The organism is Neorhizobium sp. BT27B (assembly GCF_050455485.1).
Taxonomy (GTDB): domain Bacteria; phylum Pseudomonadota; class Alphaproteobacteria; order Rhizobiales; family Rhizobiaceae; genus Neorhizobium.
On the sequence record NZ_JBCIYT010000005.1, the window covers coordinates 246672 to 260802 of the forward strand.

13 protein-coding genes are annotated in these 14131 nt (G+C 59.0%); 4 read left to right on the top strand and 9 right to left on the bottom strand.

The features are described 5' to 3' along the window. Positions 1 to 11: 11 nt before the first annotated feature. Entirely contained in the window at positions 12 to 3287 is a 3276-nt protein-coding gene (locus tag AAIH70_RS15360; RefSeq protein ID WP_132274214.1) for an efflux RND transporter permease subunit, read from the top strand. A gap of 195 nt (positions 3288 to 3482) precedes the next feature. On the opposite strand, the gene AAIH70_RS15365 is transcribed toward AAIH70_RS15360, so the two are convergent. Then, positions 3483 to 3863 (bottom strand): hypothetical protein, encoded by a 381-nt coding sequence (locus AAIH70_RS15365; RefSeq protein ID WP_132274217.1) that lies wholly within the window; start codon positions 3861 to 3863, stop codon positions 3483 to 3485. Positions 3864 to 4101: 238 nt separating this feature from the next. On the opposite strand from AAIH70_RS15365, the gene AAIH70_RS15370 reads away from it, so the two are divergent. Then, on the top strand, positions 4102 to 5319 hold the full coding sequence (locus AAIH70_RS15370) for an SfnB family sulfur acquisition oxidoreductase (RefSeq protein ID WP_132274220.1): 1218 nt from the start codon (positions 4102 to 4104) through the stop codon (positions 5317 to 5319). On the opposite strand, the gene AAIH70_RS15375 is transcribed toward AAIH70_RS15370, so the two are convergent. Continuing rightward, positions 5320 to 5766 carry an RrF2 family transcriptional regulator gene (locus AAIH70_RS15375; protein WP_132274222.1) on the bottom strand — a complete coding sequence of 149 codons (447 nt, stop codon included), beginning with the start codon at positions 5764 to 5766 and terminating at the stop codon, positions 5320 to 5322. A 496-nt stretch (positions 5767 to 6262) separates the two neighbouring features. On the opposite strand from AAIH70_RS15375, the gene AAIH70_RS15380 reads away from it, so the two are divergent. Together AAIH70_RS15380 and AAIH70_RS15385 are read left to right on the top strand one after the other, a co-directional pair. Then, positions 6263 to 6454, top strand: a complete 192-nt coding sequence (locus tag AAIH70_RS15380; protein WP_132275804.1) for a hypothetical protein — start codon at positions 6263 to 6265, stop codon at positions 6452 to 6454. Then, positions 6451 to 6720: a hypothetical protein gene (locus AAIH70_RS15385; RefSeq protein ID WP_132274225.1), complete on the top strand. Its 270-nt coding sequence runs from the start codon at positions 6451 to 6453 to the stop codon at positions 6718 to 6720. The genes AAIH70_RS15380 and AAIH70_RS15385 overlap by 4 nt, the downstream gene beginning before the upstream one ends. A 60-nt stretch (positions 6721 to 6780) precedes the next feature. On the opposite strand, the gene AAIH70_RS15390 is transcribed toward AAIH70_RS15385, so the two are convergent. The 7 genes from AAIH70_RS15390 to AAIH70_RS15420 all read right to left on the bottom strand — a co-directional run bounded on the left by AAIH70_RS15390 (position 6781) and on the right by AAIH70_RS15420 (position 14131). Then, positions 6781 to 8064: an MFS transporter gene (locus AAIH70_RS15390; protein ID WP_132274228.1), complete on the bottom strand. Its 1284-nt coding sequence runs from the start codon at positions 8062 to 8064 to the stop codon at positions 6781 to 6783. A gap of 99 nt (positions 8065 to 8163) precedes the next feature. Then, the gene (locus AAIH70_RS15395; RefSeq protein WP_245519202.1) at positions 8164 to 8574 is read right to left on the bottom strand and encodes a hypothetical protein; all 411 of its coding nucleotides are present in this window, start codon (positions 8572 to 8574) and stop codon (positions 8164 to 8166) included. A gap of 37 nt (positions 8575 to 8611) precedes the next feature. Then, complete coding sequence (locus AAIH70_RS15400) at positions 8612 to 8989, bottom strand: hypothetical protein (protein ID WP_132274231.1); 378 nt, start codon at positions 8987 to 8989, stop codon at positions 8612 to 8614. Between the two features lie 13 nt (positions 8990 to 9002). Next, entirely contained in the window at positions 9003 to 9908 is a 906-nt protein-coding gene (gene yghU, locus AAIH70_RS15405) for a glutathione-dependent disulfide-bond oxidoreductase (protein WP_132274234.1), read from the bottom strand. Between the two features lie 127 nt (positions 9909 to 10035). Then, positions 10036 to 11442, bottom strand: a complete 1407-nt coding sequence (locus AAIH70_RS15410) for a mannitol dehydrogenase family protein (protein ID WP_132274237.1) — start codon at positions 11440 to 11442, stop codon at positions 10036 to 10038. A gap of 4 nt (positions 11443 to 11446) precedes the next feature. Then, positions 11447 to 12643: a mannonate dehydratase gene (gene uxuA, locus AAIH70_RS15415; RefSeq protein ID WP_132274240.1), complete on the bottom strand. Its 1197-nt coding sequence runs from the start codon at positions 12641 to 12643 to the stop codon at positions 11447 to 11449. 81 nt (positions 12644 to 12724) lie between these two features. Next, on the bottom strand, positions 12725 to 14131 hold the full coding sequence (locus tag AAIH70_RS15420) for a TRAP transporter large permease (RefSeq protein WP_132274243.1): 1407 nt from the start codon (positions 14129 to 14131) through the stop codon (positions 12725 to 12727).

Sequence of the window (14131 nt, forward strand, 5' to 3'; positions counted from 1 at the left end):
AGGTTTTTCGAATGAATTTTTCCGCCTGGTCGATCCGCAACCCGATCGCGCCGATCCTTGGTTTTGCGCTGCTGATGTTCGTCGGCATCCAGTCCTTTTATGCGCTGCCGATCACCCGCTTCCCGAACGTGGATGTGCCGGTCGTTTCGATCGTGGTCAACCAGAGTGGTGCATCGCCGGCGGAGCTGGAAATGCAGGTGACCAAGGAGGTCGAGGACGCGGTCGCGGCCATTAGCGGAATCGACGAGATCCACTCGACCGTGGTCGACGGGCAGTCGACGACCAATATTCTCTTCAGGTTCGAAAAGCCGACCAACGAAGCCGTTCAGGACACCAAGGATGCCATCGACCGCATCCGCAGCGACCTTCCCGCCGATGTCGAAGAACCCGTCGTCTCCAAGGTCGATGTCGAGGGTCAGGCGATCCAGACCTTTGCCGTCTCCTCCCCCAACATGACGCTGGAAGAGATTTCATGGTTCGTCGATGATACCGTCAAACGCGCCCTGCAGGGTCAGGCTGGCGTCGGCCGTATCGACCGTTACGGCGGCTCCGACCGCGAGGTCCAGGTCATGCTCGAACCCGGTCGGCTCGATGCCTATGGCATTACCGCATCCGAAGTGAACGAGCAGCTGCGCGGCACCAATGTCGATCTCGGTTCCGGCCGCGGCCAGATCGGCGGCAATGAGCAGGCGATCCGCACGCTCGGTGATGCACGCAGTGTCGCGGAACTGAGCAATACCACCATCACCCTGCCGACCGGCAATTTCGTCAAACTCTCGCAGCTCGGCCGTGTCACCGATGCCTATGAGGAGCAGAAATCCTTCTCGCGCTTCAACGGCAATCCGGCCGTCACCTTTGCCGTCTTCCGCGCCAAGGGCGCCAGCGAAGTCTCCGTGGCCGAAACCGTCGCGAAAAGTCTCGATCAGGTGCGCGCTGCCCATCCGGATGTCGCCATCGAGATGGTCGATGACTCCGTCTACTTCACATACGGCAATTACGAATCCGCACTGCACACGCTGGTCGAAGGTTCGATCCTTGCCGTCATCGTGGTGTTCCTGTTCCTGCGTAACTGGCGTGCGACGCTGATCGCAGCCGTCGCCCTGCCCTTGTCGGCCGTGCCGACCTTCTGGATCATGGACGTGATGGGCTTTTCGCTCAATCTCGTCAGTTTCCTAGCGCTGACGCTGGCAACCGGCATTCTGGTGGATGACGCGATCGTCGAGATCGAAAACATTGCCCGCCATATCAAGATGGGCAAGACGCCGTATCGGGCAGCGCTGGAAGCTGCGGATGAAATCGGCCTCGCCGTCATCGCTACCAGTTTTACCATCATCGCCGTCTTCGTGCCGGTGTCGTTCATGCCGGGCATTCCGGGCCAGTATTTCATCCAGTTCGGCCTGACGGTTGCGTTTTCGGTGTTCTTCTCGCTGATGGTGGCGCGGCTGATCACGCCTCTCATGGCCGCCTATCTGATGCGGGCAGAAGACGCGATGGATGACCATCACGACAATGATGGCCGGCTGATGCGGGCATATTCGAAGGTCGTCTCCGGCACGACACACAAATGGTACTGGCGTTATGCGACGCTGCTCGGCGCAATCGGTTTCCTGTTCGCATCCATGGCGCTCCTCTCGCAGGTCCCCGGCAGTTTCATGCCGCCGGAAGATTCGTCGCGCGTCGTCCTCTCCGTCGAACTTCCCCCAAGCGCCACGCTGGAGGAAACGGACCTCACCACCAGCGAGGTCTTCCGAACCATCCGTGACATAAACGGCGTCGACAGCGTGTTCGTGTTGGGCGGCGCGTCGCCCAAGGGTGATCTGGAACTGCGCCGTGCCACCATCCGCGTCATCCTCGGCAACATGGATCACTCGCTTTGGAAGACGATCGTCAATAAGGGGCTTGGCAACATCCCGCTGCTGGGTGCCTATTTGCCGAAGGTCGAAGACCATGGCCGCACACGGCCGCAATGGGATATCGAGAAGGAGCTGTTTGAAAAAATACGCGCCATTCCGGATGTCCGCATTTCGAAAGTGAATGACCGGGCCGAGCGCGAGCTGACCTTCAACTTTCTCTCCGATGACAACGACAAGCTGAATGAGGCCGTCGCCATTCTGGAAAACAACCTTCGCGCCTCGGCGATCCTCGCAAATGTATCGTCCGAAGGGGCGCTTCCCCGCCCGGAACTGCAGATCCGTCCGCGCAAGGATGAAGCCGCCCGCCTCGGCGTCACCCCACAGCAGATTGCCCAGACCGTGCGCGTCGCCACGATCGGGGATATTGATGCGGCACTGACAAAGATCTCGCTCGATGACCGGCAGATCCCCATCCGTGTCCAGACCTCGCTTGACGCTCGTCGTGATCTCGCGCGGCTCCGATCGCTGAAAGTGAAAACCACATCGGGCGCCACCGTACCGCTCTCCAGCGTCGCCGATATCGATTACGCCGAAGGTCCAAGCTCGATCAAACGTTACGATCGCCATCGGGTTGTGTCGATCGGCTCGGATGTGCCGCAGGGTACGGCGCTGGAAACCTCGACCGCCGAGTTCAAACGGATCGTCAATGAGACCACCTTGCCGCAGGGCGTAGGTCTGGTGGAAAGCGGAGACGCAAAAGTTCAGGCGGAGATGCAGGCGGGTTTCGGCAATGCCATGCTGCTCGGGCTGCTGCTGGTTCTGGTCGTCCTGATCCTTCTCTTCAAGGACGTGATCCAGCCTTTCACCATCCTCTTCTCGCTGCCGCTTGCCATCGGCGGCGTCGCGGTGGCGCTGATCATCACCCAGAACGCGCTGTCCATGCCAGTGCTGATCGGCATTCTCATGCTGATGGGTATCGTCACCAAGAACGCCATCCTGCTGGTCGATTTCGCCATAGAGATGAAACATGCGGGCATGGCACGTGTCGATGCCATGGTGGAGGCCGGACGCAAACGCGCCCGCCCAATCATCATGACCTCGATCGCCATGTCTGCCGGCATGCTGCCATCCGCGCTCGGCGTCGGTGAAGGCGGCTCGTTCCGTGCACCGATGGCGATTGCGGTGATCGGTGGCATCATCGTCTCGACCGTGCTTTCCCTGCTGGTCGTGCCGGCCTTCTTCCTGATCATGGACGACCTGTCACGCCTGCTCGCGCGTCTGTTCGGCCGATTGGTCGGGAAGAAGGACGAGGAAGAACTGCCGATGACGAAAGAGGCGCTCAGCAAGGCGTCGCGGCAACACACGGAAGCACTTGCTGCATTGGAAAAACGTATCGCCACGGCAGACACCAATAGGCAAATCGCCGCCGAGTGACATCCGCGACGGTTTGGCAGATCACGATTGCTTCGGAGCGATTTCAGTCTGACGGTCAACCCTTAGGGCGATGATCAAGAAACTCCAAGTGGTGGTCGTTTTCATCGACCTATGCCGAACGCAATCGCGAGCTGCCCGTTTAGGGGAGCAGCTCGCACGTTGTCCTTTCGGCAATTCAATTGAAGGCGCCAAAGCTTAGTGAGCATGCCACGGCGTTGGGGAGTATCCTTCGACCATCGAGGCCAGACGCCCGTCTCCCAGCTGACGTTTGCGCACGAGCACGCTCATGACACGTGCCGCGGTCGAAAAGGTCATTTCATCGAGGGGCCCCTCGCCCTGCCAGGGCTTGGAGAGTTGCTCGGTAACACCGCCCACGACATTGGCAGGCACGACATCCGTGCAGCCGCGCAATGCGCCGAAAATTTCGGATATGGGGATTGTTTCAAGCCCGACAGAAAGAGCCGGTTCGGGGTCTCCAATCTGCCAGTCTTCAAATGCTTCGAGTGAGTCGCGAAAATACTGCTGCAGGGTGATCGGCGCGTGACCATGTTCAAGCGCGGGAAGGATATGAGCCATCAGCTTTCTCCGTGTCTGCTTGTGGGGTAAGTCGACCAATCCAGTCGTTTTACACGTCTATGACCTCGCCGTGAAGCCCTTTTGACACGCAAGGATTGCACCGACCCGCGATAGCATCGAATCCGCAGCACTCCCCTTCGGGTAAAAAGCGCCAAAAAACAGCCGATTATTGAAGGTTTATTCCTTTCAACCCAAGCGCCGGCATGGCTCAATAGCCGCTTAATTTCAGGAGGCTTTGATGAGCAATGTCGTTGGCTTGACCACAAAGCTCAGGGCGGTTGCGCCCTATATCGCAAGTGAGGACCAGGCGATCGAAGTCGCAACCACGCTGGCAAAGCGGGTTCGCGAGGGTTCGAGCAATCGCGACCGTCAGCGCATCCTGCCCCATCATGAAATGGAGCTTGTTTCGCAATCCGGGCTGCTCGGCGTTACCGTTCCCGCAGAATATGGCGGCGCCGACATTTCGAACCCGTTTCTGGCGGAAGTGATCGCCATCCTCTCGGAAGCGGATAGCTCGGTCGGCCAGATTCCGCAGAACCATTTTTATATTCTGGACGTGCTGCGGCTTGCCGGAAGCGAGGAGCAGAAGCGATATTTCTTCTCACGCGCACTGGCGGGTGACCATTTCGCCAATGCGTTGGCGGAAAAAAACGTGAAGGCGGCGGGCGACATCGAAACGCGCCTCTCACCGGACGGCGCCGGCTATCGGATATCCGGCCGGAAATATTATTCCACCGGCGCGCTGTTTGCGGACTGGATCGCCATATTCGCGCTCGACGAGCATGACCGGCTGGTGATGGCAATCGTGGCACGGGAAAGCGATGGCTTGTCGATCGTCGATGACTGGTCAGGTTTCGGGCAACGCACCACCGCCAGCGGCACGGTCAACATCGACAATGTCTATGTTTCGGCGGATGCCGTCATCCAGCAACACCTCGCATTCGAGCATCAAACACCGCTCGGCGCTTTCGGCCAGTTGCTGCATGCCGCAGTCGATCTGGGCATTGCACGCGGCGCCTTTGCCGACATGGTGGAGTTCGTGCGTACCAAGGCGCGCGGTAACATCAATCTTGGCATCGATGCCGTCAGTGCCGATCCGCTGGCGGTGGCGCGTGCAGGCTCGATCGCGGTAAAGATCGAGGCCGCGTCGGCTGTTCTGGATCGCGCCGGCCGGAAGATAGACACGGCACAGGTCAGCCCATCTCTGGAAGCCAGTACCGAAGCCTCGATATCCGTGGCGGCGGCGAAAATCCTGACGACCGAGGCAGCATTGGACGCGACCAACGCGCTGTTCGAGCTGGCGGGCACATCATCAACCGACGAGGTTTTCAACTTCGATCGCCACTGGCGCAACGCGCGGACACATACCGTGCATGATCCGGTGCGCTGGAAACATCACGCCATCGGCGATTTCCACCTCAACGGCAAGCTGCCCAAGCCGAACGGGCAATTCTGATCAGCGCGTAACCTGTTCGATCAAATTCGAGGACCGCTTGGCGACCATTTGCTCCAGTGTCATCGTGTCGAGCACGGCGGAAATGGCATCCCTGACTTCCATCATGGAATGCCGGACCTGACAGTGATCCGGCTCGTTGCAATCGTCGCAGGGTTCGAAAGCCGTCTTGCTGGCACAACGGATCGGAGCGAGCGGCCCGTCGAGAATACGCACCGCCTGGCCGATGGAAATTTCCGAGGCTGACCTGGACAATGCATAACCGCCGCCCGGCCCCTTCTTGGAGCGCAGAATTCCACCCTTGCGCAGTTCAAGCAGGATCGCATCCAGGAACTTCTTGGAAATGTTGTTCTGCTGGGCGATATCGCTCACGAAGGCGGTTTTACCGGGTTCAAGCTGGGCCAGATGCACCAGCGCCTTCAGCCCGTATTTCCCTTTTTTGGTCAGCATGGATGCTCGACAATCCGATCACTTTTCCGGCTTCATTGCCGGGTGTTACGCCAGCGATAGCGAAATCGTCGAAAGCCTTCAATCATCCGACTCGGCAAAAAGACGAGAGTTTATGAGGGAAAACTCTTGCATCGGCAGTCGGCCATCGCAGAGCACCTTACTTGAAATGAGATGTACATTCCTAAATTATAGGGAATACCGATATCATATTTCCAAATACCGGCACCAAGAATGGAATTTTAGATTTATCTTTCGATCTCCACGTCATCTTTGTTGAAAACGGCAAGGAGAAAGTATAGTTATTTCATAGAATAAAACTTCAAGGAGACACACATGATCGATAGCCGCACAAAAGCGCACTTTCTTGCGTCCATCCTCCTTGGCCGTTCTTCACTCCGTTGTTGCCACTCCAATGCCTCGCGAATGCCAGGCGCCACCGGCGCAGATCATCCAGCAGGACACACGGAACAGAGCCCATACGGGCGGAGTGAGCACCATGAGCAGACAAGTTATTGAACACGCGGGACTTCCAGTCGGCATTGCAGTCCATCAGGACGACGCTTACCGCTTTATTGCGGTGAAGTACCACGTCATAGACCTCGACGAACGGCGGTTCGCCAACCTGAGCGATCTCAGAGCCGCCATTCGCGATCACGTCATTCAAAATAGCAGCGCGCTGGCAGCATGACCGATATCGATTTTGAAAACTCCCGGCGGCCATCGCGCACCAGGGAATTATTGAACGGAACCGCATCCGAGCACCGCCGCACGCGGGGCAGTTCGGCACGCAATCTTTTCTGCGTGAGTTCGCTCAGCCTGATCGCGATCGGTATTTTTCTGATGATCGTTGGCGCAGTCTGCCAAAGCACATCCGCTCTGCCGGAGTGGACCGGCATTGCGCCGCTCACGGCCGGATTGGTGATCCTGATCTTCCTGACCGGACGACATAGCTGAACATGATGGTGCGGCAGGCAGGATAAACCCTGCCTGCCGACAAGCCATTTATGTCACTCGTCAGGACGGCTCGCTCTCCGTTTTGCGCGCCAGAACATTCCCAACGACAATGACCAGCAGACCGGCTATGCCAAGGCATGCGGCAAGGAAGAACATCGGCACGATGGCGCTTCCCGTGGCATCATTGATCCACGGCACGGCATTCTGGGCAATGAAACCACCAAGATTGCCCACCGAGTTGATGGCGGCGATGCCCGCTGCCGCTCCTGCCCCTTTCAGGAACCGTGACGGCAGGCTCCAGAAGACCGGTTGTCCGGCAAAGATGCCGGCCGCGGCGATGCACAGGAAGACGAACTGTATGATCGGGGAGGTGAAGACCGCCGACAATGCCAGCGCGATGGCACCGATAAAGGCTGGACCAACAATATAAGGCGTCTTCTTCTCGGTCCTGTCGGCAGCGGCTGGCACGAACCAGAGCGCGATGGCGACGATCACCCACGGGATGATGTTGATGAAGCCATTGGTGGTGTTCGACACGCCAAAACCCTTGACGATCGTCGGCAGCCAGTAGCTGAGACCATAGGCTGCCAGAGGAAATCCGATAAAGCACAGCGCCATCAGCAGCACACGCGGGTTGATCAGCGCCTTGAAACCATCGTCGGCCTCGCCATCCATGCCCTGATTTTCGCGGGCGAGGCGATCTTTCAGCCAGCGTTTTTCATCGTCACTCAGGAACTTTGCCTTTTCCGGTGTGTCGTCGAGATAACAGAACGTCACGACACCGGCGATAACGGCGGGCACGCCGGTTGCCAGGAACACCCATTCCCAACCGGCCAGCCCAAGAAAACCATCCAGATCCAGCAGAAAGCCACCGAGCGGCGCGCCGACAGCATTGGCAAGGGCACTGAAAATCATGAAGAGGCCGACCATGCGGCCACGGTAATCCTTCGGGAACCAGAGCGTGAGGAGATAAAGGACGCCCGGAAAGAACCCAGCTTCCGCCACACCAAGCAGGAAGCGAAGGATGTAGAACATCGTCATGTTCTGGGTAAACGCAAGGCCGATCGTCACCAGCCCCCAGGAGACGAGGATGCGGGTAAACCAGACGCGCGCGCCAAAACGGGTGAGAAACAGATTGGCCGGCACTTCGAAAATGAAATAACCGACGAAAAACAGCGAGGCACCCAGGCCGTAAGCGTATTCGCTCATGCCCAGTGCATCGACCATGTCGAGTTTGGCATAACTGACATTCTGCCGGTCAATATATGCAATGAGATAGAGAATGCCCAGGAACGGCATGAGCCGCCAGGTGATCTTTTTGATAAGTGCCTGTTCTGAAACCATGCATCTCCTCCAATGCAACAACGCCCCCTCAACACCACCTAGTGTGCAGCAGGGGACTGGCAAGTGGAGGTCGCATGCCATCAGCGAAGTAAGGGCGGTTCAGCCTTCGTCGCGGTCACCATCATCATCGTCGCGAAACTTTCGCTTATAGGGAAGCGTCAGGATCGCCGAAGCAGCGGCTGCCGCAGCGAACAGCGACGCAAACGGCACCATGACAAGCATCAACGGCAAAACAGGATTGGACGCCCGTCTGAGCAGGCCCAGCAAACCGCCGATATCGAGTAGCAGCAGCGACGCGCCGACAAATATGCCGATCAGCGCGCCACCCAGAGCGTTCAGCGCCATCAGGCGCAACATATCCTGATGATCACGCCGTGCCGCTTCGGGGCTCATGCGCGGCTTGCGACTGTTGAGCAGAATGAAATCGCGTTTGCGCTGCCGGCCCGCCCACCGTTTGATCGGCTTGAGCGGATCGGTCAGCCTTGCCATTTCGACGATCGGTACAAGCATCACGTTTCCTCCGCAGCCTGTCGATCGTCAAAAAATATCAGATTTCGAAGAAGTTCTCGAACGATTCCGGAAAGCTCTTGCGCGCCACTCGCTCATCGATCCTCAGCAGGGCCTGATAAGAAAGCGGATCGAAATCCTTTTCCACCGGCACGACTTCACGGCCCAGAAGAAGGTTGAGACGCGCGGCATCGAGATTGCCGCGCTCAAAGGGTTCGGCCCCAAAATGATGCCAAAGCGCATGGAGAAATGCACCGTCGACGCGGTGTTCAGCCATGCCCGGGCGTTTGCGCCGAGGGATCACCTTCAACGGCGTCACACCCTTGGGATTGGCGCGACGGATCGTGAACTGGATCCCGGTGCTTGGCATCCCGCCCGGAAAACCGCGATGTTTGGTCATTTCGGGCAGGTTTGCCATCTGTCTCAGTCCTTTAAGCGTTGGCGACCTTGTCGGCCGTCTTTGTGTCGAAATCGGAAGCGTCGTGACGCTCGCGCAGCTGTTCGGATGGCTCACCGGATGTCCGGTTGACCATACGGCCACGCTTCACTGCAGGCCGTGCGAAAATCTCCGCCGTCCAGCGTTGCAGGTGCTTGTAACTCTGAACTTCGAGAAAGTCACCGGCATCGCCATAGGCCTGGCCAAGCGCGAGATTGCCGTACCACGGCCAGATCGCCATGTCCGCAATCGAATATTCCTTGCCGGCCATGAACTGGTTATCGGCGAGGTGACGATCGAGCACATCGAGCTGACGCTTGGTTTCCATGGCGTAGCGATCGATCGCATATTTGATCTTGACCGGCGCATAGGCGTAAAAATGGCCAAAACCACCGCCCACAAAGGGAGCCGAGCCCATCTGCCAGAACAGCCAGTTCATGGCTTCGGTGCGGCCCCGCAGATCGGTCGGCAGGAAGGCACCGAATTTTTCCGCCAGATAGACGAGGATGGAGCCCGATTCGAACACGCGGATAGGCTCGCCGCCGCCTTTTGGCGCGCGGTCCAGCAGCGCCGGGATTTTCGAGTTCGGATTGACATCGACAAAGCCGGAGCCGAACTGGTCGCCCTGGCCGATATTGATCAGCCAGGCATCGTATTCGGCGTCGGAATGGCCGGCTGCCAGCAGTTCTTCCAAAAGGATGGTCACCTTGACGCCATTCGGCGTACCCAGCGAATAAAGCTGGAACGGATGTTTGCCGACCGGCAGAACCTTGTCCTGCGTCGGGCCGGCAATCGGCCGGTTGATACTGGCGAACTGGCCGCCATTGCCCTTTTCCCAGGTCCAGACTTTTGGAGGTTCATAACCCGCGGGAAGATTGTCGGCGGAAGATTTTTCGGTCATCAAAACGGTCCTTTGCGTGGATAGCAGTTGGCGTATGAAAAACGCTGAAAGGCTATATAGGCAATCGACCGCGTGGATGCACAGGTCCCAGACCTGATATACCGACAAAAATTAGAAATCTATTCCTTCAACGCTGCCATCTTGCCAGCTCGGTATTGACCCGATCCCGCCAGCCACGCGCCTTGACCAGCGTCTCGGGGAACAGTCCGTCGATGGCAAAGAAAGGTGCGGAAGGATCGGCAGCATCGCCAGCCCGTGCGGCGCCGAGAATTTCCTCTCGACGTGGATCGTTGCAATCCATCCGCTTGGTGACCGCAGCAATCCAGGCGGCAACGACATCGGCAAACTCGGTCGCATCACCACCCGCCGCCAATGCTTCCGCTGCCGGCGCAAAAATGCGTTGCGGCAGTTTCTGGCTGCTGTCCGAGGCGATCTGCACATTGCGATGGGCAATCGCCGGATTGGCAAAGCGGGCGATCAGCTGATCCGTATAAGCGTTGAGATCGATACCCGGCACCGGATCGAGCGTCGGCAGCACCGCTTTCATGTGCCGTTGAACCAATGCCCTCAGCGCCGGCACCGCCATCACATCGCGCACATATTCCAGATTATGCAAAATGCCGAGATGGGCGATCAGCGTGTGGGAACCATTGAGCAGCCGCAGCTTCATCTTTTCATACGGCTCGACATTTTTGACGAAGAGCGCGCCGCCCGCTTCCCATTGCGGTCGACCGGATACGAACCGATCCTCGATCACCCACTGCATAAAGGCTTCGGTCTCGATGGCCAAAGCATCCTCGACACCGAGCAGTTTTTGCGCACGCTCGCGTGTTTCATCGGTGGCGGCAGGCACGATGCGATCGACCATGCTGGAGGGGAAAGCACCATTCTCCCTGATCCACGTCGCCAATGCCGGGTCACGCCGCTCTGCCATCTCCAGCACAAGGCGTTCAACGATATGCCCGTTGGAGGGCAGGTTATCGCAGCAGAGAACGGTATAAGGCGGCAGCCCCGCCGTCTTGCGCAGCGCCAGCCCTTCGACGAGAAAGCCCAAAACGCCGACAGGTTCGTGCGGATTGGCGAGATCAGCGGCGACCGCAGAATGCGCCATGTCCAGTCCACCGCTGGCCGGGTCGAGACCATAAGCCTTCTCCGACACAGTCAGCGTGACGATACGGATCTCTTCGCTGGCAAGGGTAGCCAGCACCTTGGCGCGGTCGTCTGCGGCACAGATCCAATCGATCGTGACGCCGATGACTTCCGCCGCATCATCCCCCTCACCACGCACGATGACGGAGAACAGGCCGTCCTGCGCTGCCATTGCCGCGACCGGTTCCGGCGATCGCAGGTTGACGGCGACGATGCCCCACGGCCCGAACGTGCTCATCAGCGCGCGCTGGGTGAAAACCGCCTGATGTGCACGGTGAAAGGCGCCAAGCCCGATATGGACGATACCGGGTTTCAGCACCGTGCGGTCATAGGCCGGCACCGCCACGTTTGCGGGAAGAATGGTCGAGGATGAGAGCCGTGTCATGGCGTCACCGCATGCCGTAGTCGGCGTGCAGGAGCGTCCGCTCGATACCTCGCAATTCGGCCAGCCCCTTGAGACGGCCGATCGCCGGATAACCGGGCTGGGCGCCACGCGTCACGTCATCCAGAATTTCCTGACCATGGTCGGGACGCATGGGGATTTCGTGATCCTCCCTGCCGTCGTCGCGCCGCCGCTTTTCTTCCTTCAGCAGCGCTGCGATGACGGCAACCATATCCGTGCCACCTTCCAGATGTTCGTCTTCGTAAAACGAGCATGGCAGGCTGTCCTCGTCGCGCGTGACATTGCGCAGGTGGACGAAATGGATACGCGAGGCAAACCGTTCGGCAATCGCCGGCAGGTCGTTATCGGCACGTGCACCGAGCGAACCGGAGCACAACGTCACGCCATTGGCACGGCTATAAACCGTATCGAGAATATAGGCGTAATCGGCCTCGGTGGAGAGAATGCGCGGCAGGCCGAGCAGCGGCCACGGCGGATCATCCGGATGGGCGCAGATGTTGATGCCGACCTCTTCCGCGACCGGCACGACTTCGCTCAGGAAATCGATCAGATGCGTCTGCAGTTTTGGTGCAGTGATGCCCTGATAGGTCCGCAGCTTTTCCAGCAACTGGTCGAGCGTGTAGCCATCCGCCGAACCCGGCAGGCCGGCGCCGATATTGCGGCCGAGTGCAGCAATCTTGGCATCGCTTATTTCGGAAAAACGCCGGGCAGCGGCATCCTGCAAGGCTTCCGGATAGTCAGAGGCAGCATCCGGCCGTTTCAGGATGTTGATATCGAAAGCGACGAAATCGGTGAGATCGAAACGCATGGCGCGGGCGGCGTGGCGGGTTTCCCAGCGCAGATCGGTGCGGGTCCAGTCCAGCACCGGCATGAAATTGTAGCAGACCGTGCGGATGCCACTTTGCGACAGACGCCGCAGCGTTTCCTGCCAGTTGGCGACGTGGGTGCGCCAGTCTCCCGTCTGGGTCTTGACGTTTTCCGACACCGGCACGCTTTCCACCACATCCCAGAACAGGCCACCGGCCTTGATTTCCGCGTGGCGTTTGGCGATTTCATCCACCGGCCAGACATCACCGGTCGGGATGTGATGCAGGGCGCTGACAATGCCCTTGGCCCCCGCTTGCGCCGCATCCTGCACGGTCACCTTATCGACCGGTCCGAACCATCGCCATGTATGTCTCATGCGTCATGTCCCTTGATATCCGAATTCAGCACAATCAGATCGTGAGTGGCCCGCGCCCTCCTCCGGCGCGGGCGGCATTGGTCAGCGGATCAGGCCCATCTCGGTCGGCAGCCACAGGGTGATGGCCGGGATGAAGGTGATCAGCACCAGTGCGACCAGCAGCGGCACCAGCCAGGGCAGGATGGCGATTGTCGTGCGCTCTACCGAAAGTTTGGCGACACGCGACAGAACGAACAACACCATGCCAAGCGGCGGATGCAGCAGACCGATCATCAAATTCAGTGTCATGATCAGACCGAAATGAACCGGATCTATATCAAACTGCAGCACGATCGGCAGCAGGATCGGCACCAGAATGGTGATGGCGGCGATCGTATCGAGAAAGCAGCCGACAAACAGCATCAGCAGATTGACGAGGATCAGGAACACCCACTTGCTGTCGGTCAGGCTGGTGATCGCCGTCGACAGCAGCTGCGCCGTCTGGCTGACCGTCAGCAGCCACGCGAAGACCGAGGCCGCCGCCACGATGAACAGAACCGAGGCCGTGGTTTCGATCGTGTCGAAGGTCGCCTTGGCCAGCGACTTCATCGTCATCGTGCGGTAGCGCACGAGGCCGAGGAACAGCGACCACAGAACGGCTGCAACAGCCGCTTCCGTCGGCGTGAACCAACCCATGGTCATGCCGCCGATCAGGATGACCGGGGTCATCAGCGCCATGACGGCGGAAAAGTCAAAGTACCAGTCACAGGCAAGAAGAACCACCAGCACGATCAGGATCGACAGGTTGAGCGACAGACCGACCAGCGTCAGAAGATAGATGCCGATCGGCACCATCATCACCACCAGCACTTCCAGCGAGGCGCCAAAAATGTTGCGCAGGCTGAACGGGGTGTCAGAACCCCACTGCTTCACATAGGCAAAGACGGCGACGGTCAGCATCATCAGCACGGTCATGACCACGCCCGGCACGATGCCGGCCATGAACAGCGCGCCGATCGAGACATTGGCCATCATGCCGTAGATGACGAAGGGCAGTGATGGCGGAAAGATCGGCCCAAGCGTTGCAGAGGCGGCGGTCACACCGACGGCGGCTTCGACCGGATAACCGTGATCCTTCATCGCCTTGATTTCGATCGTGCCGATACCGGCGGCGTCGGCAAGCGCGGTGCCGGACATGCCGGAAAACACCACAGAGCCGATGATGTTGACCTGCGCCAGACCACCCTTCATCCAGCCGACCAGCGCGACCGCGAAGGAATAGATGCGGCCAGTCACGCCGGCCGAGTTCATCAGGTTGCCGGCGAGGATGAAGAAGGGCACGGCCAGAAGCGGAAAGCTCTCGACGCCGGCAATCAGCCGCTGGGCTGCGATAATGTCGGGCGCGACGCCGTAAAAGACGATGTAGAGGACCGACGAGGTGGCCATGGACACGGCGACGGGCAGGCCGAGCACCATCAGAAGCAGAAAGGAACCGATCAGAAGCAGCAT